Origin of the sequence: Pseudaminobacter soli (ex Li et al. 2025), from assembly GCF_003012705.1 — a bacterium.
GTDB classification, from domain to species: Bacteria; Pseudomonadota; Alphaproteobacteria; order Rhizobiales; family Rhizobiaceae; genus Pseudaminobacter; species Pseudaminobacter soli.
In genome coordinates this window covers 24,349-51,328 of the sequence record NZ_PXYL01000010.1, presented here as the reverse complement: position 1 = coordinate 51,328, position 26,980 = coordinate 24,349, and the positions used below count along the sequence as shown (strand labels likewise).

Below are 26,980 nucleotides of genomic sequence, written 5' to 3'. Positions count from 1 at the left end.
GCTCAGAAGAACGCCTGGATGCCGGTCTGGGCGCGGCCGAGGATCAGCGCGTGCACGTCGTGCGTGCCCTCATAGGTGTTGACCGTCTCCAGGTTCTGCGCGTGGCGCATGACGTGGTAGCCGATCTGGATGCCGTTGCCGCCATGCATGTCGCGCGCCTGGCGGGCGATGTCGAGCGCCTTGCCGCAGTTGTTGCGCTTGACGAGAGAGATCATCTCCGGCGCCATCTTGTGCTCGTCCATCAGCCGGCCGACGCGCAACGAGCCCTGCAGGCCGAGCGCGATCTCGGTCTGCATGTCGGCGAGCTTCTTCTGGTAGAGCTGCGTCGCGGCAAGCGGCTTGCCGAACTGCTTGCGGTCGAGGCCGTACTGGCGGGCGCGGTGCCAGCAATCCTCGGCCGCGCCCAGCACGCCCCAGGAGATGCCGTAGCGGGCGCGGTTCAAGCAGCCAAACGGGCCCTTCAGGCCCGACACGTTGGGCAGCAGCGCGTCCTCGCCGACCTCGACGCCGTCCATGACGATCTCGCCGGTGATCGAGGCGCGCAGGCTGAGCTTGCCGGCGATCTTCGGCGCCGACAGCCCCTTCATGCCCTTGTCGAGGACAAAGCCGCGGATGACGTCCTTGCCGTCCTCGGCCTTGAGCTTGGCCCAGACGACGAAGACGTCGGCGATCGGCGCGTTCGAGATCCACATCTTGGCGCCGGAGATCTTGTAGCCGTTGGCGGTCTTTTCGGCGCGCGTCTTCATGCCGGCCGGGTCGGAGCCGGCATCCGGCTCGGTCAGGCCAAAGCAGCCGATCCACTCGCCCGAGGCCAGCTTGGGCAAGTATTTTTTCCGCTGTTCCTCCGAGCCATAGGCGTAGATCGGGTACATGACCAGCGACGACTGCACGCTCATCATCGAGCGGTAGCCGGAATCGACGCGCTCGACCTCGCGCGCGATCAGGCCGTAGGTGACGTAGTTGGCGCCAAGCCCGCCATACTCTTCCGGCACGGTGACGCCGAGCAGGCCCGCCTCGCCCATCTCGCGGAAAATCGCCGGATCGGTCTTCTCGTCGAGATAGGCCTCCTCGATGCGCGGCGCCAGCTTGTCGGCGGCAAACGCGGCGGCCGCGTCGCGGATCAGGCGCTCGTCCTCGGTCAGCTGACCGTCGAGCAGGAAGGGATCATCCCAGACGAAGCTGGCGACGGCGCTCGCCTTGTTTTCGATGTTCATGACGTTTTCCAGATTTGTTTGAAGCTTGAAATATCACTCTAGCGCGGATCGTGGCTCAGGGCAAAAGGCTTTTAGCACTTGAAATCGGCCAAGCCAGAATTTCCGACGAAAACTAACGCAAAACCCCGATTTTTCGGTCGAAACCCGGCTTTTGAGCTCTTCCAGGGCAGTTCGTTGGGCACACGTTAACTGTTTGGTCGGCATTCTTCATCGTGGGAAAACCATGTCCAAGGGGGACGGACAAAACATGTCACAAGAGGCCGATTCCGGTTCGGATAAACTCTTGCTGCTCATCAAAAGCGCCTATTGGGCCGCTTTTGCCATCATCGTTGTGATGGCGCTCTCCTCGTTCCTGCTGCTGCAGCAGATCAACACCGCCCAGCAGCGCGACCAGAACCTGCTCGATGTCATCACCAAGCAGAAGATGCTGTCGCAGAAGCTGGTGTCGCTCGCCAGGACCGTCATTTCGGTGCCGCGCGACCAGCAACCTCCCCTCGTCGCCGAACTGCGCCGCGTGAATACCAGGTTCGAACACAACTACGATGAGCTGCTGAAACAGGTAGGAAACGATTCCAACCTTCTGCAGCGTTTCGATCCGACGACGCTGGAAAACGTGCTTTACGGCGATCCATTCCATCTTGACTATTTCTCGACCGGGTTGGCCGCCGGCGGCTGGCGCTTCATTGCCGCCTTCGAGTCGCAACTGGGCATCGGCAACTCCATCCACGGCTACAAGGGAGGCAGCGACCGGATTCGCATCGACGAGTCTCTGGCGAACGCCGCACTGGCGGGCTATTCGGCGCTCGGCGAAAGGCTGAGCGCCCAGGCAAACCGCCGGGTGACGGAGCTTCTCGACCGGCATCGCCTGCTGTTCTACGCCATCATCGGCGCGGTGCTGCTGGTTGCGCTGTTCATCTTCCGCCCGATGTCGAAGATGATCCTGCGCCGCACGCATGAACTGGTCGAAGCCCGCAACTCGATGGCCTTCATCGCGGCGCATGACGGGCTTACGGGTCTGCACAACCGCGCTTTCCTGATGGACCACTTCGAAAGCCTGATCGCCAACGCCAGGCGCCGAAACGAGCATTTGGCCGTCGTCCAGCTCGATCTCGATCGCTTCAAGCAGATCAACGACACGCTCGGCCACGCCGCCGGCGACCGCGTACTGATCAGTTCGGCCCAGCGCATGCGCAACGCCTGCCGCGCCTCGGACCTTTGCGTGAGGCTTGGCGGCGACGAATTCGTCATCGTGCTCAGCGGCGCCGGTAGCATCGACGATGTCGACGCCGTGGTAAGGCGTATTCTCGAGCGCCTCAGCCAGCCGATCGTCCACCACGGGGCAACCATCGTTCCGGGTGCCAGTGCCGGCATCGCCATCTATCCGCACGATGCGGACAACGCCGAAGACCTGCTGGTGCATGCCGACCTCGCCCTCTATTCGGCGAAGAAGGCGGGCAATTCGGGCTTTGCCTTCTTCTGCGAGGATTTGCGCAACGAACTCGAACACCGCAAGCAGCTCGAAAACGACATCAAGGTCGCCATCGCCAACGAGGCCTTCAGCGTCTATTTCCAGCCGCAGATATCACTGAGCAGCGGCCGCACAGTGGGCGTGGAGGCGCTTGTGCGCTGGCGGCATCCGGAGCGCGGCATGGTCTCGCCGGGCGAGTTCATCCCCGTTGCCGAAAAGTGCGGCCTGATGGCAGCCATAGGGCGCATCGTCATCAGCAAGGCGATCAGGGAAGCCGCGGCGTGGCACCGTGCCGGCATCGAGTTCGGCCGGCTTGCCGTGAATGCCTCCGGCACGGAACTGCGGGAGGCTGATTTCGAACAGTTCCTGTTCCATACGCTCGAACGGGAAGGATTGCCGATCGAGAAAATCTCGCTCGAGATCGTGGAGTCGGTCATTCTCGACGACGAAAAGAGCGGCATTGCAGCTAAGCTGCGCAACATCCGCGCAGCTGGCATTCATCTCGAGCTCGACGATTTCGGCACAGGCTATGCCTCGCTCACCCATGTCAGCCCAAACGATATCGACCGCGTGAAGATCGATCGCCGCTTCGTGCAGAACATCGACGCTGGCGGCCACAACGCACAGATCGTGCGTGCCATCACCGACCTCGCGAACAGGTTGGGTATCGCAGTCGTGGCCGAGGGCGCCGAAACGCAAAACGAGCTGGACACGCTGCTCGCCATCGGCTGCGACCAGGTTCAGGGCTATTCCGTCGCCTTCCCCATGCCCGACCATGAGGCGCGCGACTGGCTCGTCACCTACAGCGCCAAGCGCGCCGGGCAGGACCGTCCCCTAGCTGAAAGCGAAGCGGTCGACCTATGAGGCGAAGCGCTTGGCGCCTGCCACGCACAGCACCACGGCGGCGGTGACGGCGAGCATCGACCAGCCGACTGTTTCGTGCAGCAAGGTCGCCGCCAGCAGCAGGCCGAAGAAGGGCTGCAGCAGCTGCAGCTGCCCTACCCCCGCAATGCCTCCGAGCGCCAGCCCACGATACCAGAAGACGAAGCCGATCAGCATGCTGAACAGCGAGACATAGGCGAGCCCGATCCACGCATCGCGGCCGATGCCGGCGAACGAGGCAGGCATGGTGTAGAGCATCAGCGCTCCCATCGCCGGCAGCGAGACGACGAGCGCCCAGGAAATCACCTGCCAGCCGCCGAGCTTGCGCGACAGTTTTGCTCCTTCGGCGTAACCCAGGCCACAGACCACGACCGCCGCCAGCATCAGCAGGTCGCCGACCGGCGAAGCGGCAATGCCCTGGGTCAGTGCATAGCCGGCCACGAGCGCGCTGCCCAGGCCGGAAAACAGCCAGAAAACCGGTTTCGGCCGCTCGCCGCCGCGCAGCACGCCGAAGATCGCGGTCGCCAGCGGCAGAAGACCGATGAAGACGATGGAATGCGCCGAGGTGACATATTGAAGCGCCAGCGCCGTCAGCAGCGGAAAGCCGACGACCACGCCGAGCGCCACCACGATGAGCGACACCAGATCGTCGCGCGACGGCCGCTTTTCGCGGAAAGCCACCAGAAGGCCGAGCGCCAGCAGCGCGGCGATCGTTGCGCGCGCGACGGTCAGGAAAACCGGATCGAAATCTGCTACCGCCACACGGGTGGCCGGCAGCGAGCCGCTGAAGATCAGCACGCCCAGAAACCCGTTGATCCAACCGCTCGCCGACTTGTCCATGCCACGCTCCTGTTTGGACGCGGTATCGATCTTCTCGTCTGGCGCGGCCAGAGACAGTGCGGTACAGTTTTGGCGAACTGTATCGCTCACGGAACCAGTACGGATGACGCTGCAGCAACGCATCGAGGACGACGCCGGGACTCTGGTCGAGCAAGTTATGCAGGCGGTCCGCCAGCGCATAGCCGCCCGCACGCTGGCGCCGGGAGCGAAACTGCCATCCATCCGTGGCTTTGCGGATGCGATGCAGGTCTCGAAATCGACGGTGGTGGAAGCCTACGACCGGCTTGCCGCCGAAGGGCTGATCCGCTCGCGGCGCGGTTCGGGCTTCTATGTTGCTGGCCATCTGCCGCCGCTTTCGCTGGCCGAGATCGGGCCGCGCCTCGACCGCGAGGTTGATCCGCTGTGGGTGTCGCGGCAGTCGCTCGAAGCGGGCGACGCCATGCTCAAGCCCGGCTGCGGCTGGCTGCCGCGTGAGTGGATGCCCGACGAGGCGATCCGCCGGGCGCTGCGCACGTTGGCGCGTTCGGAGATGGTCGACCTCACCGACTACGGCCCGCCGCTCGGGCTGAGCCCCATGCGCCAACTGCTGTCGCGCCGCATGGCCGAGCACGGCATCGAGGCCGAGCCGCGCCAGATCATGCTCACGGAATCGGGGTCCCAGGCAATCGACCTGCTCTGCCGCTTCCTGCTCGAGCCGGGCGACACAGTCCTGGTCGACGATCCCTGCTACTTCAACTTCCACGCGATGCTGCGGGCACATCGCGCCAGGGTGATCGGCGTGCCCTGCACGCCGACGGGGCCTGACCTCGAAGCCTTCGCCCAGGCGCTCACAGAGCATCGGCCGCGCCTCTACATCACCAATTCCGGCCTGCACAATCCGACCGGCGCGACTCTGTCGCCAGTGACGGCACACCGTCTGCTGAAGCTTGCCGAACAGCATGGCCTGACCATCATCGAGGACGATATCTTCGCCGATCTCGAGCCCGAGCCGGCACCGCGCCTTGCCGCCTTCGACGGGCTCGAGCGCGTGATCCACATCGGCAGCTTCTCCAAGACGCTGTCGGCGGCGGTGCGCTGTGGCTTCATCGCCGCGCGGCCGGACTGGGTCGAAGGGCTGATCGACCTCAAGCTCGCCACCTCCTTCGGCGGCGGGCATTTTTCGGCCGAACTGGTGCATGCCCTCTTGAAGGACGGCAGCTACCGCAAGCATGTCGAAGCCTTGCGCGAGCGGCTGGCCCGCGCCATGAGCGAGGTTGGCCCGCGCCTTAAGAAGCTCGGCCTCGAGCCATGGATCGAGCCCCGCGCCGGCATGTTCCTGTGGTGCAGCCTGCCCGACGGCATGGATGCCGCCACAATCGCGCGCCGCGCATTGGCCGAAAACGTCGTGCTGGCCCCCGGCAACGCCTTCAGCCTGTCGCAATCGGCTAAGGGCTTCCTGCGCTTCAACGTGGCGCAATCGCTCGACACACGCGTCTTTTCCGTGCTGGAACGAGCTATGGCCTGAAGCTTAGAGGGTCAGCCGATATTCCCGCTCCAGCCTGCCGGAATGCGGGTGGATCTTACCCTCGCCATGCACCCGCCAGCCCGCGCCCTCATAGAGCCGCAGCGCGGCCGGATTGTCGGCGTAGACGGAAAGTCTTGCCCGCACAAAGCCGCGCAGCTGCATCTCCCGTGCGGCGCCCTCCAGCAGGAAACCACCCGCCCCATGTCCCCAAAAAGCCGGCGCGACGCCGAGATAATGGATTTCCGCTTCACGGTCTTCCACCTCGCCCCAAGGCGCGATGGCGGCGAATGCGGCAGCCGTCTCGCCTGCGAGCACGATCAGCAGAAAAGCATGTGGCGAGCCTTCTAAGACACGCTGAATGATCGGGCGCGCGAGTTCGAGCGGCGCCACATCCGCGTCGCCATCGCGTTTGGCCGTTGCCTCGGCCCAGATTTGAGCCGCCGCATCGACATGCGTGCCGGTGCCGTCGATCAGCCGATAGTCCGGCATCACTCTTCCTCCCCTACATTGCCGCGAAGGCGGGCCAGCGCCCGGTCGAGCATCTCAATCTCCTGTTCGTCAAAACCGTCGCGCAGGCGCTTGTCGAAGGCGATGGCGGCGTCCCGCAATCGCAGGAACTTTTCCTCGCCGGCAGGCGTCAGCTCCACCTGATGCGTTCGCCGGTTGGCCGGATCGCGGCGGCGCACCAGAAGTCCGGCCTGTTCCAGCCCATTCAAATGATGGGTCAGCGTCGCGCCCTGGATGCCGATCGCGGCCGCCAATTCGCGTTGGCTGGCGCTCTTGCGCATCTTGACGGTCAGCAGCGTCAGCCACACTGGCAGGCTGCCGCCGGCACGACCGAGCTCATCGTCGAAGGCGCGGCCGACGAGGCGCGCGGTGCGGTTGAGCGAGAGGCCTATGGGCGGGTGGAAAGGTGGCGTCATGGACGGACAATAGCACAAAATAGATTGACATCGAATAATTAGATTTCTAACGCTCTAGGCCAGGAAGCTGCAAGGGAGAATAGCATGCAGTATGTCTACATCGTCACCGTCGCCCTTCACGTCATCACCGGCGTCTACTGGGCCGGCAGCACGATCACGCTGGCGCGCGCTCCGGAAATCCAGGCCGAAAAGTTCTTCGCCTCGCAGATGGGCGCCGCTGTCGTGGCGATGCTCACCGGCCTGCTCTTGTGGCACTTTTTCCATGGCCCGAATTTCGGCCCAATGGAGCAGGTGCTCGCAATCGGCGCACTTGCGGCTGTCGCCGCGGCGGGCGTGCAGGGCGCTTTCGTCGGATCGGCGCGCCGCAAACTTGCCGGCGCAAGCCAAAGCGAGCAGGCATCGGTGCGCGCACGAATGGCGAAGGGCGAACGCATCGCCGCGGGGCTGCTTGTGGTCACCATCATCTGCATGGCGATCGCGCGACTGGTCTGACGTTAGGCAGGGTCGCGGATCGCAAATTGTCGAATGGCTTTTCCGCCGGCCTCGAATCCGGGTAATATGGCGCCATGCCGATCCGTCAGTTACCCGAAACGATGATCAACCAGATCGCTGCCGGCGAGGTCATCGAGCGTCCGGCAAGCGTGGTCAAGGAACTGGTCGAGAATGCACTCGACGCAGGCGCTGGCCGCGTGGAGGTCGCCACAGCCGGTGGCGGCCTGAACCTCATCCGCGTCAGCGACGACGGCTCGGGCATTCCGCAGCCCGAACTGGAACTGGCCATCTCGCGTCACTGCACATCGAAGCTGACCGACGACATCCACGACATCCGCTCGCTGGGGTTCCGTGGCGAGGCGCTGCCTTCGATCGGCTCGGTCTCGCGGCTCACCATCCGCTCGCGCACGGCAAACGCGGATTCAGCGGCCGAAATCTCCATCGACGGCGGCAGCGTCTCCTCGGTGCGGCCGGCGGCGGCCAACCGCGGCACCTCGGTGGAGGTGCGCGACCTGTTCTTCGCCACGCCGGCGCGGCTGAAATTCATGAAGGGCGAGCGCGCGGAGGCGACAGCCATCGGCGACGTCGTCAAACGCATAGCCATCGCCTTCCCAGCGGTTCGCTTCACGCTGTCCGGCCCGGATCGCACGACCATGGAATTGCCGGCCACCGACGATACGCCGGAAGGCCGGCTGGCCCGCGTCGCCCAGGTGATGGGTAAGGAATTCCCGCAAAACTCCATTGCGATTGACGCCGTGCGCGAGGGCGTGCAGCTCAGCGGCCACGTCTCGATCCCGTCCTATTCGCGCGCCAACGCGCTGCAGCAATATGCCTATGTCAACGGCCGACCAGTGCGCGACAAGCTGATCGCCTCGGCCATTCGCGGCGCCTATGCCGACGTCTTGCCGCGCGACCGGCATGCGGTGACCGTCCTGTTCCTGACGCTCGATCCGGCGACGGTGGACGTCAACGTGCATCCGGCAAAGGCCGATGTGCGCTTCCGCGATCCCGGGCTGGTGCGCGGGCTGATCGTCGGCGCCATCCGCGAGGCGCTCGCCAAGGCCGGGCTGCGCTCGGCCACATCCGGCGCTTCGGCCATGATGGGCGCCTTCCGCCCGGGTGCGGCCAGCTATGGCCATCCCGGCCCGGCCAATGGGCACCGGAGCTTCAATCCCGGCTTCCGGGCCGCGAGCAGCGCCGGCTTCGACGCCGCGCGCTCGCCACACCGCCCGCTGGAGCCGACGGGAGCGGGTTTTGCGGAAGCCGTTCAGGCAAGCTTCGACACCGGCCCCTCGATTGCCAGCGTCGATGCCCGGGCCGGTCAGGTGGAAATCTCCGAGGCGCTGCTGCAAATGCAACTCGGCGCCGCACGCGCGCAGGTGCACGAGAACTACATCGTCGCCCAGACGGCGGATTCGCTCGTCATCGTCGACCAGCACGCCGCCCATGAGCGGCTGGTCTATGAGGCGCTGAAGAATGCGATCCATTCGCGCCCCCTGCCCGCGCAGATGCTGCTTTTGCCCGAGATCGTCGACCTGCCCGAAGACGACGCCACCCGCCTTGCCATGCATGCCGAGACGCTGCGCCAGTTCGGCCTCGGCATCGAGCGCTTCGGCCCCGGCGCGATCGCCGTGCGCGAGACGCCTGCGATGCTCGGCGAAACAGACGTGACGCAGCTCGTGCGCGACCTTGCCGACGAAATCGCCGACAACGACACGACCGAGACGCTGAAGGCACGGCTCGACAAGATCGCCGCCACCATGGCCTGCCATGGCTCGGTGCGCTCAGGCCGGCGGCTCCTGCCGGAGGAGATGAACGCGCTCTTGCGGCAGATGGAGGCCACGCCCGGCTCGGGCACCTGCAACCATGGCCGCCCGACCTATATCGAGCTCAAGCTCGCCGACATCGAGCGCCTGTTCGGCCGGCGCTAGGGCGGTTCACCACCGTCACGCGGCTGTCATTGAAACGTGATGAAAGCCGCGCATGCAGAGCGAAACGGCCGGAGAGTCGGCCAACCACCCTTCCGGACCTGGTGAGACGGCATGTGAGCCGGCTTCTCAGCGAATCCTGATCGTCACCGACGCCTGGCACCCGCAGATCAATGGCGTGGTGCGCACTCTGGAGCGGCTGTCGGAAGAACTGGAGGCCAAGGGCTGCGTGGTCGAGATGCTCACGCCGCAGGGTTTTCGCAGCATTCCACTGCCCTCCTATGCCGACATCCGGCTGGCGCTGGTCACGCCGTGGCACATCGCAAGGCGCATTCGCCGGGCGCGGCCCGACCACATCCACATCGCGACCGAAGGTCCGCTGGGCATGCTTGCGCGGCGCTTCTGCCTGCGGAACGGCCTTGCCTTCACCACCAGCTACCATACCCGTTTCCCGGAATATCTCAGCGCCCGCGCTCCGGTTCCCGAGCGCTGGAGCTATGCCTGGCTGCGACGCTTCCACAATGCCGGCGGCGGCACGCTGGTGGCGACACCCTCGCTGGCAGCCGAACTTGCCGAACGCGGCTTCCTGCATGTGAAGCCATGGACGCGCGGCGTCGACACGAAGCACTACCGGCCGGACCGGCAGCAGGTGCTCGACCTGCCGCGCCCGATCTTCCTGTCGGTCGGCCGCGTTGCGGTGGAAAAGAACCTGCCCGCCTTTCTCGATCTCGATCTGCCCGGCAGCAAGCTTGTGGTCGGCGACGGCCCCGATCTGGAAAGGCTGCGAGCTGCCTATCCGGATGTCACCTTCGTCGGCGCCAAGACCGGCGAGGAACTCGCCGACATCTATGCCAGCGCCGACGTCTTCGTCTTCGCGAGCCGCACTGACACGTTCGGCATCGTGCTTCTGGAAGCGCTGGCGAGCGGCCTGCCGGTGGCCGCCTATCCCGTCACCGGCCCCATCGACGTGCTCGGCGATGGAGAAGGCGGCGCGCTGTTGGAGGACCTGCAGAGGGCCGCGCTCGAAGCCGTCGGCATTTCCCGCGAGGCGGCGCGTGCCAAAGCGCTGCGTTACAGCTGGGCAGCCTGCGCCGATATCTTCCTCGAACATGCGCGCGCGGCCCATTGCGGCAATAAGCCGGGCGTAGTCGATAAGCCTTTCACTTGACCTTGAAGGCGATTTGTGGCGGAACAATCCTGCAACACAGGCATTGAGCACGACCATGATGAACCGTTTCGAGGGTCCCGGCGCCCGGGAAGCCCGCATCCGCTATCTCGACGGCGACTTCCAGGTCACCAGCCCGGGAGCATTCGTGCGCTGCGTCGTCACTGGTGAGTCGATTCCTCTCGATGAGCTGAAATACTGGAGCGTCGCGCGCCAGGAGCCCTATCTAAACGCCAGCGTCTCGCTGCAGCGCGAACTCGAAGCCAACCCCGAATTGCGGGTGCGGCGCGCCTCGAAATAAGCGACCGCCAGGTCACTAGCTCGCGCGTCGGCGTCGCCAGATTTCCAGCGTCTCCTGGATGATCAGTCGCGGCGCGTGGTTCAGCTCGAACGCCGCATCGATCTCCAGAACCTCCAGTCGATCGAGGAAAGCCTGCGGAGCGCCATTGCGCAGGCGCACGGCATCCTTAGCGGTCGTCACCAGTTCCAGTCCGCCGGCTTTCGCTGCGGCCAAGAGCTCGTTGAGCTCGTCTTCCTCATAGACGTGATGGTCGCCGAAGGACCGCGTCATCTCTACGACGCCGCCGGCACGCCGCAGCGTGTCGTAGAATTTCTCCGGATGGCCGATACCGGCAAAGGCCAGGAAGCGTCGTCCGGCAAAAGTCAGCTCGTTCCGGGGCCGTGCCACGGCCTCGTAGACGGCCTTGCCGGCGCGCGAGGCCTTGCGCACGATGGCATCGGCGGCCGTGCCGTCGCCGATCTTCAGTACCGCATCGGCAAAACGCAGCTGTGAGACCAGCGGCGCGCGGAGCGGCCCGCCGGGAATGACGTGGCCGTTGCCGATGCCGTAGCGCGCATCCACCACCAGCAGCGCATAGTCGATATGGATATGCGCGCTCTGGAAGCCGTCATCCATGATCAGGAAATCGCAGCCCTGCTCCACCAGCAGCTTGGCGCCGGCGGCGCGGCTCGGCGTGACCGCCACGGGCGCGTGCTCGGCAAGCAGCAGCGGCTCGTCGCCGACATATTTGGCGCTGTCGTGATGGGTATCGACGATGTGCGGCTGGCCGAAGCTGCCGCCATGGCCGCGCGACAGGAAACCGGGCGAAAGCCCCATGCGCTTGGCCTCATCGGCAAGCGCGATGGCAACGGGCGTCTTGCCCGAGCCGCCCACCGTGAAATTGCCGACGCACAGAACCGGCAGGTCGAACCGTTCGCGCTTGGCCGTCACCATGAGGCGGCCGGCCACCAGCCCGTAGAGAGCGGAAAACGGCGACAGCATATAGGCGCGCCAATCCGGCTTTTTCCACCAGAATGGAGGCGCCTCGCTTGCCATGCCTACTGCACCCCTTTGAGGCGCGACTTGACGATCAGGGGCTGGATGAACGGGTCGAGCGCCTTGAGCGTTATGGCCAGGGCGCCGCGCATGTCTTCCACGGCCACCATGCCAGCGGCGATCATCTTGCGACGGACCACCTCGTTGAGGAGCAAGAAGTTCACCGCGCCGGCCAGCATGTCGCCGTCGCGCACCAGCTTGGCGCCGCCGCGATCGATCAGCCTCTGGTAGCTGTCGCGGAAATTCTGCACGTTGCGCCCGGCCAGCACCGCCGTCTGCAACATGGCGGGCTCCAGCGGGTTTTGTCCGCCCTCCCCGACCAGCGAGCGGCCGACGAAGGCGATCTCGGTCAGGCGAAGATAGAGGCCCATCTCGCCGATCGTGTCGCCGAGCAGGATGTCGGTGTCGGCCGTGATCCGGTCGCCGGTGCTGCGCCGGGCAACATTGAGGCCCTGCGCCCCAAACTCTTCGACCAAGGCGGTAGCGCGCTCGGGGTGGCGCGGCACGATGATCGTCAGCAGGCCGGGGTGACGCCCGCGCACCCGCATATGCACTTCCGCCGCGATCGTCTCCTCGCCCTCATGGGTCGAAACGGCCGCCCAGGTCGGGCGCCACCCTATCTGCCGCTGCAGCATGTAAAGCTCGCGCTCATCGGCGGGCGGCGGTGGCGTGTCGACCTTGAGGTTGCCGGACACGGTCACCGGCCGGGCGCCGAGGGCGGCGAAGCGTTCGCCGTCGAGCTCAGACTGCGCCACGACATGCGCGAGGTTCTCGAAAAGCGCCTCGGCCAGGAACGCGCGCTTCTTCCATGACTGGAACGAGCGATCCGACAGGCGGCCATTGACCAGCACCTGCGGCACGCGGCGCTTGCCGAGTTCCATGATCGTCATCGGCCAGATCTCGGATTCGGCGATGATGGCGAGGTCCGGCTGCCAGTGATCGAGGAAACGGCTGACCGCGGGCTTGAGATCTAGCGGCACATACTGGTGGATGATGCGTTGACCGAAGCGCTCCTCGGCCACTTTGGCCGAAGTCACGGTGCCGGTCGTCAGCACGATGTTGATGCCGTAGTCGAGGATGCATTCGATCAGCGGCCCAACCGCGAGCGTCTCGCCGACGCTTGCGGCGTGGAGCCAGATCAACGGCCCTTCCGGGCGCGCAAAGCCGGCGCGGCCATAGCGTTCGCGGCGGCGCGCAGGGTCTTCCTTGCCCTTGTGGGAACGCCAGGCGACGTAGGTACCGATCACCGGATAGGCAAGCGTCCCCGCAAAACTATAGGTCGAAAGAACTGCCCGCGCCCAACGTTCGCTCATGCGCGACCACCATCGGCGACACGGTAGGCCTTCTCGGTTGCGCGGTTCAGCGAGGCCGTGAGCTCCTGGCGCTTGTACTCCATGAGGTCGTTGTCGGCGTCGGCCGGCACGAATACCGGCTCGCCCAGCATGGCGGCGCAGCGGCCGAAAGGCAGGCTGATGGTGGTCTTGTCCCAGGTGCGCTCCAGCACCTTTCGCCGGCTGGTGGTCACTGCCAGCGGCACCACGGGCCGGCCGGACAGACGCGCCAGGGTGATGATGCCGAGCCCGGCTTCACGCGGCGTGCCGTGCGGAATGTCGGCGATCATCGCAACGTTCTTGCCGTCGTCGAGCGCCCTCTTCAGCGTGATGAGGGCACGCGCGCCACCCTTTTCCATGTGCCGCGTATCCTCACGCCCGCCCGAGCCGCGCACGGCCTCGAAGCCGAGCTTTTCGAGCGCCAGCGCGTTCAGCTCCGCATCGGCGCTGCGCGACACCATGGCGAGCATCTTCTCGCCCCTCGGCAGAAGGCAGGGCGCAAGCAGGTGCTGACCATGCCACAGCGCAATGATGGCAGGCGACAGCTCCTGATAGGCCACCGTAAGGTCGGACGAGTCCTTGGACAGAATATTGGTGAAACGCACGAAGCGCAGCGCATAAGCCAGGAAGCTCGCAATCGTGCCCTTGGCGAAGCGAGACTGCGCCAAAGGCCGGCGAATCTTGCGCCAAAAATTCTTCATGACGCCGCTGCTACGCCCCTTCCGGGCCACCGCGCGGGCGACCGGCGGCGCCACTGTCTTATTGTCCATCAGTTCTGACCGGACGCCTTATTGGTCTCCGGATCGAGCAACCGGTGCAGATGGACCACGAAATATCGCATATGCGCGTTGTCGACGCTTTCCTGAGCCTTCGACTTCCAGGCGGCTTCGGCCGACTTGTAGTCAGGGAAGATGCCGACGATGTCGAGCGCATCGAGGTCGCGGAATTCGGTCGAGCCGAGCGACTTCAGCTCGCCGCCGAACACCAGGTGCAACAGCTGTTTTTTTCCGTCTTCCTCGGTCATGGGAATTCCTGAATCGTGTTGGCAAAGTTGCCACTACCTAGAGCAAAAACGCTCGTTTTGAAACCTTTTCCGCAGCTTTCAGCGTTCCGCGGCGGCAATCACCCCGGTGATGGCGGCAAGGAGGTCACCGCTGCCTGCCACAAGCGCTCCATGTGCCGTGACGGCACCGCCATAGGAAGGAGGCGTGCCGTTTGCGTCGACAATGAGGCCGCCGGCTTCCCGCAGGATCAGATCGGCGGCGGCGATGTCCCAGTCATGGGCATTGGGCTTGACGAAAGTCGCATCCAGCCTGCCCTCGGCGATCAGCGCCAGGCGATAGGCCAGCGAGGGAATGTGCGGCACGCGCCGGATGCGCTCGCGCCATTCCTCCGGCAGAGCGTCGAAGAAAGGCTTCGGCCCGCCCATGTCGAGTTCCACTCCGGGCCTGCGAACGCCAATTGCGATGCCGTTCTTGCGAGCGCCCTGGCCGGGCGTCGCCTCGAAGACCTCGCCCCGCGCGGGGCAATCGAGGACTCCGGCTATGGAGCGGCCGTCTTCCACCACCGCAAGGCTCACGCACCAGCTGTCGGAGCCGTCGAGGAAGCCGCGCGTGCCGTCGATGGGGTCGACCACGAAGGTGCGGCGCGCCGAGAGCCGGGCCGCGCTGTCGGCGGTTTCCTCCGACAGCCAGCCATAGCAGGGCCGCGCCGCCGTCAGCGTCTCGCGCAAAAATGTGTCGACCGCATAGTCGGCCTCGCTGACCGGCGACTGGCCGCTCTTCATCCAGACTTCAGGGTTCTGCCTGAAATAGCGCATGGCGATAGCGCCCGCCTTGCGCGCGGCGTCAAGCAACAGCGCCAGATCCTCTGCGTGGTCCGCCATGCCGGATGTCTCAGCTGCCGGCAAGCGTCATCCCTTCGATAAGCAAGGTAGGGGCGGCCGTGCCAAAATTGCGGTCGAGGTCGTTGGCAGGCGTCATGTTGAGGAACATGTCCTTGAGGTTGGAGGCGATCGTCACCTCCGACACCGGATAGGCAAGCTCGCCATTCTCGATCCAGAAACCCGAAGCGCCGCGGCTGTATTCGCCGGTCACCATATTGACGCCCTGGCCGAAGACTTCCGTGACATAGAAGCCGGTCTTGAGCGAGCGGATCAGGTCTTCCGGCGCGAGATCGCCCGGTTCGATCGAAAGGTTGGTCGAGCTCGGCGTCACCGAGGAGCCGCTGCGAACGCCGCGGCCGTTGGTTTTCAAGCCGAGTTCCTTGGCCGCCGAAACCGACAGGAACCAGTGGTTCAGCATGCCCTTGTCGACCATGATGAGCTTCTCGCCCTCGATGCCTTCGCCGTCGAAGGGGCGCGATGCAGGCCCGCGCACGCGCAGCGGTTCGTCGATGACGGTGATGCCGGCGGCCGCCACCTGCCTGCCCATCATGTCGCGCAGGAAGCTGGTCTTGCGCGCGACCGAAGCGCCGTTGATGGCGCCGGCCAGATGACCTGCGATGCCGCGCGCGACGCGTGGATCGAACACCACATTGACCGGCCCGGTCTTGGCCTTGCGCGGATTGAGCCGGCGCACGGCCCGCTCGCCGGCATTGCGGCCAATGGATTCAGGCGAATCCAGATCGGCGAAATGCAGGCGCGAGGAAAAGTCGTAGTCGCGCTCCATGCCGGTGCCCTCGCCGGCAATCACGCTGGTCGAGATCGAAAAACGCGTTCCGGCATACTGGCCGACAAAGCCGTGCGAGGTGGCGAGCACCAGCCCGCCCATGCCCGCGCTGGCACCACTGCCGCCGGAATTGGTAACGCCGGCGACCGCGAGCGCAACCTCTTCGGCTGCCAGCGCATCCGCCTTCAGCCGCTCGGCCGAGACGACCGTATCGTCCATCAGGTCGAGGTCGCGGATGGTTTTTGCCAAAAGCGCAGCATCCGCCAGCCCCTGATAGGGGTCCTCCGGCGAAACCTTCGCCATGGCGACAGCACGTTCGGCAAGAGCTGCCGGGTCGGACGCGGCCGTCGCCGAAACGCTGGCGACCCGCTGGCCGACGAAGACACGCAGCGACACGTCCTCGCTTTCGGAAGACTCGGTGCCTTCCACCTTGCCGAGCCGCACCGAAACGCTGGTCGAACGGCCGCGCACGGCCACGGCGTCGGCGGCGTCGGCGCCTGCCTTCTTCGCCGCCTCGACGAGCGCGGCAACGCGGTCGGTCAGCTTGGCGGCATCTCTTGCGGCTTCGGAAGTGTCATTCATGCGGATTTTCCCAGGAATGGTTGCGTGGTTCGCTCCGTTCGGCACGGCCGCCACCTGAACCATCTATTGTTCCGACCCCGCTTGTGCAATGGGTTAGGCGGAAAGACTCATCATAGCATCGTGGCGCAAAATCGTGGCCACAATCGCGCCAGGATGCGCGATCATCAGTCCAGCCACCCCAAGGAGAGCCGACGACATGACACCTTTTCATCTCGCCTTTCCCGTTCGCGACCTGGAAAAGACCCGTGCTTTCTACCGCGACGTGCTCGGCTGCGCGATCGGGCGCTCGTCCGAAACCTGGGTGGATTTCGACCTATTCGGCCACCAGATGTCGGCGCATCTGAGGCCCGACGCCGCCGCGGCCGCCAATGACGGCCAGGTGGGCGGCAAGCTGGTGCCGATCCCGCATTTCGGCGTCGTGCTTCTGATGGACGACTGGCAGGCCCTGGCCGACCGGCTTGAAGCACGCGACGACGTCGACTGGCTGGAGCGGCCGATGATCCGCTTTGTCGGCGAGCCCGGCGAACAGGCGACCCTGTTCATCCGCGACCCATCCGGCAACGCGCTCGAATTCAAGGGGTTCAGGTCGCTCGAACAGGTGTTCGCGCACTAAATCCTCCTAGCCTTACATTTCTGAAAGACAGTCCATGAGCCAGAAACATCCCGGCCATATGGCGAAATTCGTCACCGGCTCGACCATGCGGCATGTTCTGGTGATGACGGCGACCGGCTCAATCGGCCTCATCTCGATCTTCATCGTCGATGGGCTCAACCTGTTCTACATCTCACTGCTCGGCATCGAGGAGCTGACTGCAGCGGTCGGCTTCGCCTCGACGCTGCTGTTCTTCACGCTGTCCATCGCCATCGGCTTCACCATCGCCTGCGGCGCCCTGGTTTCGCGGGCGCTCGGCAGGGGCAGCCGCGAGGAGGCAGCCCAGATGGGCGGCGCCGCGATGGTCTTCATGGGCGTCAGCACCTTGCTGATCAGCCTGGCGGTGTGGCCGTTCCTGCGTGACCTCAACGTGATGCTCGGCGCCACCGGCAAGACGCTGGAACTGTCCACCCGCTTTCTGCAGATCGTCCTGTTCTCGACACCGATAATGGCGCTCGGCATGTGCACCACGGGCATATTGCGTGGAACGGGCGACGCCAAGCGGGCCATGTATGTGACCCTCGCCAGCGGCCTGGCTGCGGCCGTCTTCGATCCGCTGTTCATCTTCGGCTTTGGTCTCGGGCTCGAAGGCGCGGCGATCTCCACCGTGCTGTCGCGGTTCGTCATGCTGGCCATAGGCATCTACGGCGCGAATGTCGTCCACCGCCTGATCCACATGCCGGACCGGCAGCGGCTTAAACAGGCGGTCCGCCCCTTCTTCGCAATCGGCCTGCCGGCAGTGCTGACGCAGGTCGCAACGCCGGTCGGCAACGCCTATGTCACGGCTGAAATCGCCGCCTTCGGCGACCAGGCGGTGGCCGGCTGGGCCATCATCGGCCGCATCGTGCCGGTTGCCTTTGGTGTCATCTTCGCGCTGTCGGGTGCGGTCGGCCCGATCCTCGGGCAGAATTTCGGCGCGCGCAAATATGAGCGTCTGCTGACGATCATGCGCGACAGCCTTGTCCTCACCGTGGTCTATGTGCTTGCGGTATGGGCGTTGTTGGCGATCTTCGCCCACCCGATCGCCGACATTTTCCGCGCACAAGGTCTGTCGCGCGAACTTATCGTGTTCTTCTGCGTATTTGCGGCCGGCAGCTTCCTGTTCAATGGCGCGATCTTCGTGTCGAGTGCGGCCTTCAACAATCTCGGCTACCCGACCTATTCCACGGTCTTCAACTGGGGTCGTTCGACGCTGGGCGTCATTCCATTCGTCTGGGCCGGCGCCCATTTCTACGGCGCCAAGGGCGTCCTCGCCGGCTGGGGTTTGGGTGCGGTGGTATTCGGCGTGGTGTCGGTGCTGGTCTGCTTCCGCGTCGTGCGCGTGCTGGCGAGCGAAGCAGCCGAGGCCGATGCCGAGCCAGTGCCCGCACCGCCGCCTTCGGCCCAGTCGCCCTTCTCGACAGGAAAGGCGGCAACGCTGCCCTAGTTTTTTCTTCTACTGAAGAGCGACATTTCCCGCCTGTAGCGGGAAATTGCATCGACAGTGCTGTTCGTTGTAGCGATTCCGACCGCTTGAGTATGGAGGAGGCGCAACATGGACCAGTTCACCGGCGGCTGCCTGTGCGGCAACGTGCGACTTGTGGCTTCGGGACGCCCATACCGGGTCGGCCTCTGTCACTGTCTCGACTGCCGCAAGCATCATGGGGCGCTTTTTCACGCTTCCGCGATATTCCCTCAGGATGCAGTGAAGATCACTGGCGAGACACGCGACTACGCCGGGCGGTTCTTCTGTCCCCGCTGCGGCTCGCCCGTTTTCTCAAGTACCGCAGACGAAATCGAAGTGAACCTGGGATCCCTGGATGCTCCTGACCAACTGAGGCCAAGCTACGAACTCTGGACCATCCGTCGTGAGTCCTGGTTGCCGCCGTTTCCGCTAACCAGGCGATACGAGCGCGATCGTGACGCCGCGGGCCGCTATGAGGGGTAGGTGACGCGCGAGCGCCTGGCTCACGCGCAAACTTGCTCTTCGCGTGCCTTCAATGCGGCGTCGACCGAACGCTTCAACTGATCCTTGATGGCGACGGTCTCGCCCATTACCGCATCGACCTTCAGAAAATCGAGCATCCGGAAACGGGAAACCGGCGGACGCAGCAGGATGTCGGGCCGGGTGTGCTGCAGCTTGCAGGCGGTGATGGACTGCATCATCAGCTGGGTGGCACCGAACATCAGGTCGATGGAGTTGGGCTTCTTGCGCCTGCCATTGGTCGGCGCGCCGACCACATCGATGGCAATCACGATATCGGCGTCTCCGTCGACCAGGTCGAACGGCACGGGATTGTAGATGCCGCCGTCGATGAGCAGCCGGCCATCGCGCTTGACGGGGCTGAACACGGCTGGGATGGCCGCCGAGGCGGCCAGCGCCGAGTTCAGGTCGCCCTCGCGGAGGACGGCCAGCTTGTGGCCGTAAAAATCGGTCGCGGCCACGCGCAGCGGAATCTTCAGTTCCTCGAACGTGGCCGGTATTTGCGGCGGCAGGAAAGCCCTCAATATGCGCTCGATGCTGAACTGGCTGACCCGGAAGCCGACCTCGATCATCTCCGAGAACGTCCCGGGCCGCGCCTGCCAGACGCGGGCAGCGACTTCGGATCGCCGCCCGAGAATGGAGCGCGCATAGTCGTGGATATCCTTGCCGGTCATGCCGGAAGCCATCCCCGCCCCCATGATCGCGCCGATGGACGAGCCAGCAATCGACACAGGCCGAATGCCGAGCTCGTCCAGAGCCTCGATGACATGAATGTGCGCCAGGCCGCGGGCGCCTCCGCCGCCAAAGGCGACGGCGAAGGTCGGGCTCAACCGTTTGTCCTCACGCTGGCCGCGGTGGCCGTCGGCGCACCGACGATGAGAACCGACGGCTTGACGCTCAGGAGCTTGCGCGCAGCAGCCTTGACGTCGTCCACGGTCACCGCGTTGATCAGATCGGCGCGGCGCTGCATGTAGTCGATGCCCAGGTTCTGGACCTGCAGATCCACGAGCGTGCTTGCGATCGCGGTCGACGAGTCGAGGTTGTTGATCGCATAGGAGCCGACCAGATACTTCTTCGCTGCAGCCAGTTCTGCCTCGTCAGGACCGTTCTTGGCCATCTTGTCGACCACGTCGTGGATGACGTCAAGCGTCTCGCCAGCCTTGTCGACGCGCGTCGAGGTGCTGATCACCAGCCCGCTGGAATGGGCCTGGTTCATCAGCGACGACGAGATGCCGTAGGTCAGACCACGCTTTTCACGCACCTCGTCGAACAGGCGCGAACTGAAGGTGCCGCCGCCGAGGATATGGTTCATCAGCACTGCGCCGAAGAAGTGCGGGTCCTCACGCGAAACACCGGGATAGGCGAAGGTGATGCTCGTCTGCGGCAACGGATAGTCGACGCGAAGCTCCTGGCCGAGCTTGGCCTGCACGTCCGGAACCTGCTTCAGCGTCGGCTTCTCCGGCAGGCTGCCGAACAGCTTGTCGAGATCGGCCTTCAGGGTCGCGGGGTCGATCGCACCGACGACCGCCACCTTCAGCTTCTCACGGGCGAAGATCGCCTTGTGCAGGGCACGCAGATCGTCGCCCTTGATCGTTGCAAGCGACTCCTCGGTGCCCTCGCTGTGCCGGGCATAGGGGTGATTGCCATAGAGCGCATCCACCCACTTCACCTGGGCAGCCGCTTCCGGATCGTGCGCGGCGGCAAGGATGCCCGAAACCATCTGAGCGCGAATGCGCTCAAGCGGCTCCTGGTCGAAACGCGGCTCGTTGATCGCCATGCGCAGCAGCTCGAACGCATCTGCCTTCTGGTCCGCAAGCGTGCGCATCGAACCGGAGAGCGAGTCGCGGCCGGCGCTGAACTGCATCTCGGCGCCCACATCGTCGAGGCGCGACTGGAAAGCCTCGCTGTCGAGCTTTCCGGCGCCCTCGTCGAACAGGCCGGTCATCAGGTTGGTGAGACCGTCCTTGCCGTCCGGGTCCTGGGTGGTGCCGCCCTCGAACGAGAAGCGGATGGAGATGATAGGCGCCGAGTAGTCCTCGACCAGCCATGCGGTGACGCCGCTCGACGACTTCACCTCTTGGATCTTCATTTCGGCTCGCGCCGGGAGCGCGAACAGCAGCAGCGAGGTCGCCACAGCCGTGACGGTCGCCGCCGTCCGGGCGCGCAAGTTGAAATTCATTGTCATTGGACTTTTCCGATTCAGTTGACGGGGCCGCCGGTCGCCGGCACGTGGGCCGGAGACTCGCTACCGGGCTCTGCTCTGGCCGGCACTGGGCCCTCGGAAGGCGCTTCGGCCGTATCCGGTTCGCCGCTGCCCTTCTTCGGCAGCAGATAGCCGACGACCGCGAGGTCGGGGTTCAGATACTTGGCTGCGACTGCCTGCACCTGGGCGGCAGTGACGGCGCGGATCCGATCGGGCCACGTCTGCATATCCTTCACCGTGCTGCCCGTAGCCAGCGCGGCGCCGTAGAGGTTGGCCATGGCGGAGGGCTTATCGCGAGCGAATTCCATGCTGCGCATATAGCGGTTCTTGGCCTTCTGCAGTTCCTCGTCGCTCACCCCGTCCTTCACGATGCGGTCGATCTGGGCATCGATGCCGGTTTCCAGGCCTTCCAGCCCTTCGGCGTCGCGCGGCGAGCCGTAGACCATGAAGCCGGTGTCATCGAGCGAAGCACCGTCGTAGGAGGCGCCGGCATCGTTCGCAGTCCCATCTTTCACGATGAGCTGCTGGTAAAGCCGGCTGCGCTGACCACCGCCAAGGATCTCGGACAGAAGGTCGAGTGCCTCTGCCTCGCCGTTCTTGGAGGTGTGGTACGAGGGAACCACCCAGGACTTGGAATAGCCGGGCACGGTCACGCGCTCATCCGACATGGTGACGGTGCGCATACTGGGCTTCTTCGGCTCGGTGGGGCGAACGCGCGGCGGCAGATCCGGCCCGCGTGCAACCTTGCCGTAGGTCTTTTCGGCCATTTCGCGAACCTTTTCAGGCTCGACGTCGCCGGACACTACCAGGACCGCGTTGTTGGGCGCGTAGTAGCGATTGTAGAACTCGATCGCCTCCGGGCGGTTCAGCTGCTCCATCTCGTGCATCCAGCCGATGACCGGGATGCGGTAGGGATGGTTTTCGTAGAGGGTGGCCTGGATTTGCTCGCCAAGCAGCGCTTCGGGGCTCCCCTCGATCCGCGAACGCCGCTCTTCGAGAATGACCTCGCGCTCCGGCCCGATCACATCGTCGGTGAGGATCAGGTTGCGCATGCGATCGGACTCGTAGTCCATCATCGTCGGGAGCGCATCGGGCGACACCGTCTGGTAGAAGGCGGTGTAGTCATAGGATGTGAAGGCGTTTTCGCTGCCGCCGATCTCGGCGATCTTGGCGCCGAATTCGCCTGCCTTGTGATTGGTGGTGCCCTTGAACATCAGGTGTTCAAAAAAGTGCGCGATGCCGGACTTGCCGGGCGGTTCGTCGGCGCTACCTATTTTGTACCAGACCATGTGCGTCACAATGGGAGCGCGATGGTCGGGAATGACGACGACTTCCATGCCGTTGCCGAGCGTGAAATCGGCGACGCCCTGTTTGTTTTGCGCGGTGTCCGCCAGTGCGGGCACTGCTGCTGTGCTTAGCAGCAATGCGAGCGAGGCGGACCAGGCGCGACGACGCCGCGCGGCCCGCTCTATGTCAAAAGTCATCAATGGCTCCTTGGCTTCTGGTTGTTTTTGGGGTCCCCGAGTCTGCTTGCCCCAATATATAGATATCGGCACAGCATTCCCAAAAGTTGACACAGCGTCATCTGGCAAATGAAAAGAGGCCAAAACTGGACCAAGGCCCAGAAAAGTGGACCTGCGGACGCAAAAAAGCTGCGCCAAACGACGCAGCGAACCTGTCCAGAACCTAATCAGAGTTGTTGCGAAGCCTAGTTTCGCTCAATCAATCGAATGATTGTATCGCCGTAACTGCGCTCGTCGACGACGGCGAAATCGGGCCCGGGTTCGAAGGAGACGGAAGCTGTTTCCTCCACCACGCAGAGCGCGTTCGGCTCCAGCCAGCCGCCACTCAGGGCCGAGCGGAGCGCGGCTTCGCCAAGCCCCTTGCCATAGGGCGGGTCGGCGAAAACCAGGCCGAAGGGCTGGACCGTTCCGGCCGGGCCAAGGCCGGCCGCGTCGCGCCGGAAGATCTTGGTGCGGCCGGTGAGGCCGAAGGCCTCGACATTGGTGCGGATCAATCCGCGCCCTTCTGTCGATTCCTCCACGAACATGCAGAAGGCTGCACCGCGCGATATGGCTTCGAGCCCTAGCGCGCCGGTGCCGGCAAAGAGGTCGAGCACCCGCGCACCTTCCAGCCGGTCGGCGTAGCGGTGCGCAAGCACATTGAACAGCGCCTCGCGGGTGCGATCGGTGGTCGGCCGGATGGAATTGCTGCGCGGCGTGGCCAGCGGCCGGCCGCGAAACTCACCGCCGACGATCCGCATCGCCCTTGCCCCTCCGCGGACCCGACGGACGGTCGCCGCCTCGCGATCCCCTGCCCTCGTCGCCCTCACGGCGCGGCTTGCCGAAACCCGACTTGCCGCCGCCTGCCTTATCGAAGAAAGGCTTGCCGTGATGCTTGGCCGACTTACGGGCCTCTACTTCCGCCTTTTCGGCAGCAGCCCTGCCCTTGCCGATCGGACGAGCGCCCGGCGCCATCCACACATTGGCCTTGCGCACGCCCGGCGTTTCAAACGGCCGGCTTGCACGATCATCACCCGGCTTTTCGCCGCGCGGGAATTTTGCTCCGCGTTCCGGCCGGTCACCGCGGTCGGACTTGAAGCTGCGCTCGTGCTTGTCGCCGCGATCGGCCTTGAAGCCGCGATCCGGTTTCGTCTGCAGGCGGTCGCGCATGTCTTCGCGATGACGATCGTCGTCGCGCTTGCGGTTGCGCTTGATCAGCCCACCCTCGCCGATGTCGAGAGGACGCGGCGCGCGTGGCCCCCTGGCAGGTGCGCCAGCCTCGGACGGCTTTTCGAATTCACGACGGACCGGCTTGTTGGAGAAGGGCTTGATGATGTCGGCGTCGAAATTGGCGCCGGATTCCTCGATCAGTCGCTCGCCGAGCTGATCGCGCAGCATGCGTCCGCTCAGCTCCTGAACGTGACCTTCCGGCAGTTCGCCGAGCTGGAACGGTCCATAGGAGATGCGGATCAGGCGCGTCACATCGAGGCCGAGCGCGCCGAGGATGTTCTTCACCTCGCGGTTCTTGCCCTCGCGCAGGCCGATGGTCAGCCAAGCATTGGCGCCCTGCTCGCGGTCCAGCGAAGCCTCGACGGCGCCGTAGAACACGCCATCGACGGCGATGCCGTCCTTCAGCCCGGCCAGCTGCTTCTCGTCGACCTTGCCATGAACGCGCACGCGGTAGCGGCGCAGCCAGCCCGTGGCCGGCAGTTCAAGCACACGTGCCAGGCCGCCGTCATTGGTCAGCAGCAGCAGGCCCTCGGTGTTGATGTCGAGACGACCGATGGTCACCAGCCGGGGCAGATCAGTCGGCAGGACGTCGAAGATGGTCTTGCGGCCTTCCGGATCCCGGTTCGTCGTCACCAGGCCGCCCGGCTTATGGAACAGGAACAGGCGCGTCCGCTCGACCGGCGGAATGACCTCGCCGTCGAGTTCGATGTGGTCCTGCGGCATCACGTTGAAGGCCGGCGAGGTCAGCACCTGGCCGTTGACGCGCACGCGCCCGGCTGCGATCAGTTCCTCGGCGTCACGGCGCGAGGCGATGCCCACGCGCGCCAGCCGCTTGGCGATGCGTTCGCCCGGCGCTTCCTCTTCGGTGTGCGCGCGAACAAATGGCTTGCGCTCCGCGCCTGCTGGCCGCGGCCCCCTGGGCCTGTCGCCTGTGGGACGCGGGCGACCTTCGAAGCCGCCTTCACGCGGGGAGCGCGGACGGTCGAACTGGCGTGCGGGCCGTTCGCCACGGAACTCTTCATTGCGATTCTCGCGCGAAAATTCCTCGCCGCGTGCTTCCGCACGTTCGGCCCGGCCCGGACGCGGACCACGCTTCTCGAAGGGTCTTTCTCCTTCAGCTCGCGGCCTGCGGAAACCGCCTTCGCCGTCCTCGCGGGGACGGTCGTCGCGGCGGAATTCGCGCTTGGGGCGGTCGCTGCCATGGGCATCGTCGCGCCGCTTGGCAAAGGGCCGTTCGCCATCGCGATCGCGCTTCACGAAGGGTTTTGCCCCTTCGGCGCGCGGCTTGCGGAAACCGCCTTCACCGTCCTCGCGCGGCCGGTCGTCACGGCGGAATTCGCGCTTGGGGCGATCGCTGCCGACGGCATCGTCGCGCCGCTTGGCAAAGGGCCGTTCGCCATCGCGATCGCGCTTCACGAAGGGTTTTGCCCCTTCGGCGCGCGGCTTGCGGAAACCGCCTTCGCCGTCCTCGCGCGGCCGGTCGTCACGGCGGAATTCGCGCTTGGGGCGTTCGCTGCCGATGGCATCGTCGCGCCGCTTGGCAAAGGGCCGTTCGCCATCGCGATCGCGCTTCACGAAGGGTTTTGCTCCCTCGGCGCGCGGCTTGCTTGAAAATCCCGGTTTTCCGCCTTTGTGCGGCGCGCCATCGCGTCCGCGCGGCCCACCCGGTTTCGATCCGCCCTTGCGCGGAAATTTCTTTCGATCGTCATCCATGTGGCATTTGCCTTTCCGGGGCGGTAGATAACAGGAACACTTCACACTTGCGAGGAGAATAACGGCTTGAAACGACCGGATTTCATGGCGCTGGCGCTTGCCGAGGCCGAAGCGGCTGCAGCACGCGGCGAAGTGCCGGTCGGCGCAGTCCTGGCCAGCGAGAATACCGTCGTCGCAAGCGCCGGAAACCGCACGCGCGAACTCAACGACCCTACCGCCCATGCCGAAATGCTGGCCATCCGCGAAGCCTCGCAGAAGCTATCGGCGGAGCGGCTGACCGATCTCGATCTCTACGTCACGCTCGAACCCTGCACAATGTGCGCCGGCGCAATTTCATTCGCGCGCATCCGTCGTCTCTATTACGGGGCAGCGGATGAAAAAGGCGGAGCGGTGGTCAACGGCGTCAGGTTTTTCGCCTCGCCCACCTGCCATCATACGCCGGATATCTATCCAGGCATCGCGGAAAGCGACGCCGCCAAGCTGCTCAAGGAGTTTTTTCAGGCGCGCCGCGAGCCCTGACGCTCGCAGCAACGGAAACCCGACCGGCCCTCTTTACCAGGGCCAGATGCTGCGCCAGCTGCTTTTGCCTGCAGCGGCTTTCAGACGGCGTTCCTTCTTATACTCGTCCTCGCCGACGTCACCGACCGGGGCGTTCGCGGAAGGCTGACGATAGTCCAGCGGCGGCTCGCTCAGATATTTGCGCGTCGACGCGTTGCCCTGCTTGCTCTCGGCCAGGCGCTTGTTGAAGGCCTCGCGCTGTGCCTTTTCGTTGCCGGGCTTGAGAATGCCCGATTCAAAGGCACGCTGCGAGCCGTTGGCCGACTGGGGGTCAGCCGAGGACGGCGCCTCCGTATCGCCCTGAATGCCCGGCGTCCAACCCGGCTTGTCGCGGTTGGCGGTCGCCTCGGCGCGCAGGCGGGCGCGGCGTTGCTCGGGCGATTCCGGCCAGACGGTGTTGTCGGCCGTGACGATGCTCTGCTGCGGCGCCGGCAGGTTCGGCTTCTCACCCGCCTTGGGCTTCACCAAATCCGGGCGCGGCTTGTAGTCGATGCTCTCGTGCCGCTTCGGCGCCACTGAAAGAATGCCGCTGACGTCGCCGACGAGCTGCTCGGTCGAGGTCTTGTCCGTGCCATAGGTGGGCGAGCTCACGCATCCCGACACCGAGAGGCCGGAAGCTACGAGAGCCAGCAGAGCGACCCGCGCGCGCGTCTTTTCAGTCATGCCAGAAAATTTCACTGCAAACCGCCTCTCGCTCTCGCCGAATGACACCGGACTAACGTCCGGTAATCCCCGCTCCGTCATCTGACGGGAATCCGGCGACAATTTGTCAGCCGGGTTCCGGGCTTTTAACCCAAGCGCCCCCGAAGGGCAACGACCGCGCAG

Annotated in this window: 26 protein-coding genes; 10 read left to right on the top strand and 16 right to left on the bottom strand. The window is 65.0% G+C overall.

The window, feature by feature from the left end; all coding sequences use genetic code 11:
• Positions 1 to 2: 2 nt before the first annotated feature.
• Complete coding sequence (locus tag C7I85_RS19090) at positions 3 to 1,214, bottom strand: acyl-CoA dehydrogenase (RefSeq protein WP_106725611.1); 1,212 nt, start codon at positions 1,212 to 1,214, stop codon at positions 3 to 5.
• Between the two features lie 283 nt (positions 1,215 to 1,497).
• On the opposite strand from C7I85_RS19090, the gene C7I85_RS19085 reads away from it, so the two are divergent.
• Positions 1,498 to 3,546: a putative bifunctional diguanylate cyclase/phosphodiesterase gene (locus C7I85_RS19085; RefSeq protein WP_245445007.1), complete on the top strand. Its 2,049-nt coding sequence runs from the start codon at positions 1,498 to 1,500 to the stop codon at positions 3,544 to 3,546.
• Here the strand turns inward: C7I85_RS19085 and C7I85_RS19080 are convergent.
• Entirely contained in the window at positions 3,541 to 4,404 is an 864-nt protein-coding gene (locus C7I85_RS19080) for a DMT family transporter (RefSeq protein WP_106725609.1), read from the bottom strand. The genes C7I85_RS19085 and C7I85_RS19080 overlap by 6 nt on opposite strands.
• 103 nt (positions 4,405 to 4,507) lie before the next feature.
• Here C7I85_RS19080 and C7I85_RS19075 point away from each other — a divergent pair, with 103 nt between their 5' ends.
• The gene (locus C7I85_RS19075; RefSeq protein ID WP_106725608.1) at positions 4,508 to 5,908 is read left to right on the top strand and encodes a PLP-dependent aminotransferase family protein; all 1,401 of its coding nucleotides are present in this window, start codon (positions 4,508 to 4,510) and stop codon (positions 5,906 to 5,908) included.
• A 3-nt stretch (positions 5,909 to 5,911) separates the two neighbouring features.
• Here C7I85_RS19075 and C7I85_RS19070 read toward each other — a convergent pair whose 3' ends face one another.
• Complete coding sequence (locus C7I85_RS19070; protein ID WP_106725607.1) at positions 5,912 to 6,397, bottom strand: GNAT family N-acetyltransferase; 486 nt, start codon at positions 6,395 to 6,397, stop codon at positions 5,912 to 5,914.
• On the bottom strand, positions 6,397 to 6,831 hold the full coding sequence (locus tag C7I85_RS19065; protein WP_106725606.1) for a MarR family winged helix-turn-helix transcriptional regulator: 435 nt from the start codon (positions 6,829 to 6,831) through the stop codon (positions 6,397 to 6,399). Before C7I85_RS19065 ends, C7I85_RS19070 begins: the two co-directional genes overlap by 1 nt.
• Before the next feature lie 84 nt (positions 6,832 to 6,915).
• On the opposite strand from C7I85_RS19065, the gene C7I85_RS19060 reads away from it, so the two are divergent.
• The 4 genes from C7I85_RS19060 to C7I85_RS19045 all read left to right on the top strand — a co-directional run bounded on the left by C7I85_RS19060 (position 6,916) and on the right by C7I85_RS19045 (position 10,717).
• Positions 6,916 to 7,323: a hypothetical protein gene (locus C7I85_RS19060; protein ID WP_106725605.1), complete on the top strand. Its 408-nt coding sequence runs from the start codon at positions 6,916 to 6,918 to the stop codon at positions 7,321 to 7,323.
• 74 nt (positions 7,324 to 7,397) lie between these two features.
• Positions 7,398 to 9,254: a DNA mismatch repair endonuclease MutL gene (gene mutL, locus C7I85_RS19055; protein ID WP_106725604.1), complete on the top strand. Its 1,857-nt coding sequence runs from the start codon at positions 7,398 to 7,400 to the stop codon at positions 9,252 to 9,254.
• Between the two features lie 52 nt (positions 9,255 to 9,306).
• Entirely contained in the window at positions 9,307 to 10,419 is a 1,113-nt protein-coding gene (locus C7I85_RS19050; protein WP_106725603.1) for a glycosyltransferase family 4 protein, read from the top strand.
• Positions 10,420 to 10,474: 55 nt separating this feature from the next.
• Complete coding sequence (locus tag C7I85_RS19045; RefSeq protein WP_106725602.1) at positions 10,475 to 10,717, top strand: DUF2093 domain-containing protein; 243 nt, start codon at positions 10,475 to 10,477, stop codon at positions 10,715 to 10,717.
• A gap of 15 nt (positions 10,718 to 10,732) precedes the next feature.
• Here the strand turns inward: C7I85_RS19045 and lpxK are convergent, their stop codons facing one another.
• The 6 genes from lpxK to C7I85_RS19015 form a co-directional block, all read right to left on the bottom strand.
• Positions 10,733 to 11,752 carry a tetraacyldisaccharide 4'-kinase gene (lpxK, locus tag C7I85_RS19040; RefSeq protein WP_106725601.1) on the bottom strand — a complete coding sequence of 340 codons (1,020 nt, stop codon included), beginning with the start codon at positions 11,750 to 11,752 and terminating at the stop codon, positions 10,733 to 10,735.
• 2 nt (positions 11,753 to 11,754) lie between these two features.
• Positions 11,755 to 13,065 carry a lipid IV(A) 3-deoxy-D-manno-octulosonic acid transferase gene (gene waaA / locus C7I85_RS19035; protein WP_106725600.1) on the bottom strand — a complete coding sequence of 437 codons (1,311 nt, stop codon included), beginning with the start codon at positions 13,063 to 13,065 and terminating at the stop codon, positions 11,755 to 11,757.
• Complete coding sequence (locus C7I85_RS19030; protein ID WP_106725599.1) at positions 13,062 to 13,853, bottom strand: lysophospholipid acyltransferase family protein; 792 nt, start codon at positions 13,851 to 13,853, stop codon at positions 13,062 to 13,064. The genes waaA and C7I85_RS19030 overlap by 4 nt, the downstream gene beginning before the upstream one ends.
• Positions 13,853 to 14,107, bottom strand: coding sequence for a DUF4170 domain-containing protein (locus tag C7I85_RS19025; RefSeq protein WP_106725598.1), 255 nt, complete (start codon positions 14,105 to 14,107; stop codon positions 13,853 to 13,855). Before C7I85_RS19025 ends, C7I85_RS19030 begins: the two co-directional genes overlap by 1 nt.
• Before the next feature lie 78 nt (positions 14,108 to 14,185).
• A complete protein-coding gene (locus C7I85_RS19020; protein ID WP_106725597.1) occupies positions 14,186 to 14,968 on the bottom strand; it encodes a 3'(2'),5'-bisphosphate nucleotidase CysQ in 783 nt (260 codons plus the stop codon).
• Positions 14,969 to 14,978: 10 nt separating this feature from the next.
• Positions 14,979 to 16,334, bottom strand: coding sequence for a TldD/PmbA family protein (locus C7I85_RS19015; protein WP_106725596.1), 1,356 nt, complete (start codon positions 16,332 to 16,334; stop codon positions 14,979 to 14,981).
• A 196-nt stretch (positions 16,335 to 16,530) separates the two neighbouring features.
• Between C7I85_RS19015 and C7I85_RS19010 the strand changes: the two genes are divergently transcribed.
• The 3 genes from C7I85_RS19010 (at position 16,531) to C7I85_RS19000 (ending at position 18,913) form a co-directional block, all read left to right on the top strand.
• Entirely contained in the window at positions 16,531 to 16,947 is a 417-nt protein-coding gene (locus C7I85_RS19010; RefSeq protein ID WP_106725595.1) for a VOC family protein, read from the top strand.
• Between the two features lie 34 nt (positions 16,948 to 16,981).
• Positions 16,982 to 18,412: an MATE family efflux transporter gene (locus C7I85_RS19005; protein ID WP_245445006.1), complete on the top strand. Its 1,431-nt coding sequence runs from the start codon at positions 16,982 to 16,984 to the stop codon at positions 18,410 to 18,412.
• A gap of 108 nt (positions 18,413 to 18,520) precedes the next feature.
• The gene (locus C7I85_RS19000; RefSeq protein ID WP_106725594.1) at positions 18,521 to 18,913 is read left to right on the top strand and encodes a GFA family protein; all 393 of its coding nucleotides are present in this window, start codon (positions 18,521 to 18,523) and stop codon (positions 18,911 to 18,913) included.
• 20 nt (positions 18,914 to 18,933) lie between these two features.
• Here the strand turns inward: C7I85_RS19000 and C7I85_RS18995 are convergent, their stop codons facing one another.
• The 5 genes from C7I85_RS18995 to C7I85_RS18975 form a co-directional block, all read right to left on the bottom strand.
• Positions 18,934 to 19,779: a patatin-like phospholipase family protein gene (locus tag C7I85_RS18995; protein WP_106725593.1), complete on the bottom strand. Its 846-nt coding sequence runs from the start codon at positions 19,777 to 19,779 to the stop codon at positions 18,934 to 18,936.
• Positions 19,776 to 21,134: a M16 family metallopeptidase gene (locus C7I85_RS18990; protein WP_106725592.1), complete on the bottom strand. Its 1,359-nt coding sequence runs from the start codon at positions 21,132 to 21,134 to the stop codon at positions 19,776 to 19,778. Before C7I85_RS18990 ends, C7I85_RS18995 begins: the two co-directional genes overlap by 4 nt.
• Before the next feature lie 14 nt (positions 21,135 to 21,148).
• A complete protein-coding gene (locus C7I85_RS18985; RefSeq protein ID WP_106725591.1) occupies positions 21,149 to 22,636 on the bottom strand; it encodes a M16 family metallopeptidase in 1,488 nt (495 codons plus the stop codon).
• 224 nt (positions 22,637 to 22,860) lie between these two features.
• Entirely contained in the window at positions 22,861 to 23,415 is a 555-nt protein-coding gene (gene rsmD / locus C7I85_RS18980) for a 16S rRNA (guanine(966)-N(2))-methyltransferase RsmD (RefSeq protein WP_106725590.1), read from the bottom strand.
• The gene (locus tag C7I85_RS18975; protein WP_106725589.1) at positions 23,396 to 25,597 is read right to left on the bottom strand and encodes a pseudouridine synthase; all 2,202 of its coding nucleotides are present in this window, start codon (positions 25,595 to 25,597) and stop codon (positions 23,396 to 23,398) included. The genes rsmD and C7I85_RS18975 overlap by 20 nt, the downstream gene beginning before the upstream one ends.
• A gap of 66 nt (positions 25,598 to 25,663) precedes the next feature.
• Here C7I85_RS18975 and C7I85_RS18970 point away from each other — a divergent pair, with 66 nt between their 5' ends.
• Positions 25,664 to 26,116, top strand: a complete 453-nt coding sequence (locus C7I85_RS18970; protein ID WP_106725588.1) for a nucleoside deaminase — start codon at positions 25,664 to 25,666, stop codon at positions 26,114 to 26,116.
• Positions 26,117 to 26,149: 33 nt separating this feature from the next.
• Here C7I85_RS18970 and C7I85_RS18965 read toward each other — a convergent pair whose 3' ends face one another.
• Entirely contained in the window at positions 26,150 to 26,818 is a 669-nt protein-coding gene (locus C7I85_RS18965; protein WP_106725587.1) for a hypothetical protein, read from the bottom strand.
• Between the last annotated feature and the right edge of the window lie 162 nt (positions 26,819 to 26,980).

What these genes read in the sequence shown, in the direction of transcription:
- C7I85_RS19000 (WP_106725594.1), top strand. Translation starts at nt 18,521, where the DNA reads ATGGACCAGTTCACCGGCGGCTGCCTGTGCGGCAACGTGCGACTTGTG.
- waaA (WP_106725600.1), bottom strand. Translation starts at nt 13,065, where the DNA reads ATGAGCGAACGTTGGGCGCGGGCAGTTCTTTCGACCTATAGTTTTGCG.
- mutL (WP_106725604.1), top strand. Translation starts at nt 7,398, where the DNA reads ATGCCGATCCGTCAGTTACCCGAAACGATGATCAACCAGATCGCTGCC.
- C7I85_RS18990 (WP_106725592.1), bottom strand. Translation starts at nt 21,134, where the DNA reads ATGACAATGAATTTCAACTTGCGCGCCCGGACGGCGGCGACCGTCACG.
- C7I85_RS19020 (WP_106725597.1), bottom strand. Translation starts at nt 14,968, where the DNA reads ATGGCGGACCACGCAGAGGATCTGGCGCTGTTGCTTGACGCCGCGCGC.
- C7I85_RS19050 (WP_106725603.1), top strand. Translation starts at nt 9,307, where the DNA reads ATGCAGAGCGAAACGGCCGGAGAGTCGGCCAACCACCCTTCCGGACCT.
- C7I85_RS19010 (WP_106725595.1), top strand. Translation starts at nt 16,531, where the DNA reads ATGACACCTTTTCATCTCGCCTTTCCCGTTCGCGACCTGGAAAAGACC.
- C7I85_RS19070 (WP_106725607.1), bottom strand. Translation starts at nt 6,397, where the DNA reads ATGCCGGACTATCGGCTGATCGACGGCACCGGCACGCATGTCGATGCG.
- C7I85_RS19080 (WP_106725609.1), bottom strand. Translation starts at nt 4,404, where the DNA reads ATGGACAAGTCGGCGAGCGGTTGGATCAACGGGTTTCTGGGCGTGCTG.
- C7I85_RS18985 (WP_106725591.1), bottom strand. Translation starts at nt 22,636, where the DNA reads ATGACTTTTGACATAGAGCGGGCCGCGCGGCGTCGTCGCGCCTGGTCC.
- C7I85_RS19065 (WP_106725606.1), bottom strand. Translation starts at nt 6,831, where the DNA reads ATGACGCCACCTTTCCACCCGCCCATAGGCCTCTCGCTCAACCGCACC.
- C7I85_RS19060 (WP_106725605.1), top strand. Translation starts at nt 6,916, where the DNA reads ATGCAGTATGTCTACATCGTCACCGTCGCCCTTCACGTCATCACCGGC.
- C7I85_RS19075 (WP_106725608.1), top strand. Translation starts at nt 4,508, where the DNA reads ATGACGCTGCAGCAACGCATCGAGGACGACGCCGGGACTCTGGTCGAG.
- C7I85_RS19090 (WP_106725611.1), bottom strand. Translation starts at nt 1,214, where the DNA reads ATGAACATCGAAAACAAGGCGAGCGCCGTCGCCAGCTTCGTCTGGGAT.
- C7I85_RS19025 (WP_106725598.1), bottom strand. Translation starts at nt 14,107, where the DNA reads ATGACCGAGGAAGACGGAAAAAAACAGCTGTTGCACCTGGTGTTCGGC.
- rsmD (WP_106725590.1), bottom strand. Translation starts at nt 23,415, where the DNA reads ATGCGGATCGTCGGCGGTGAGTTTCGCGGCCGGCCGCTGGCCACGCCG.
- C7I85_RS19015 (WP_106725596.1), bottom strand. Translation starts at nt 16,334, where the DNA reads ATGAATGACACTTCCGAAGCCGCAAGAGATGCCGCCAAGCTGACCGAC.
- C7I85_RS18965 (WP_106725587.1), bottom strand. Translation starts at nt 26,818, where the DNA reads ATGACTGAAAAGACGCGCGCGCGGGTCGCTCTGCTGGCTCTCGTAGCT.
- C7I85_RS19005 (WP_245445006.1), top strand. Translation starts at nt 16,982, where the DNA reads ATGAGCCAGAAACATCCCGGCCATATGGCGAAATTCGTCACCGGCTCG.
- C7I85_RS19030 (WP_106725599.1), bottom strand. Translation starts at nt 13,853, where the DNA reads ATGGACAATAAGACAGTGGCGCCGCCGGTCGCCCGCGCGGTGGCCCGG.
- C7I85_RS18975 (WP_106725589.1), bottom strand. Translation starts at nt 25,597, where the DNA reads ATGGATGACGATCGAAAGAAATTTCCGCGCAAGGGCGGATCGAAACCG.
- C7I85_RS19045 (WP_106725602.1), top strand. Translation starts at nt 10,475, where the DNA reads ATGATGAACCGTTTCGAGGGTCCCGGCGCCCGGGAAGCCCGCATCCGC.
- lpxK (WP_106725601.1), bottom strand. Translation starts at nt 11,752, where the DNA reads ATGGCAAGCGAGGCGCCTCCATTCTGGTGGAAAAAGCCGGATTGGCGC.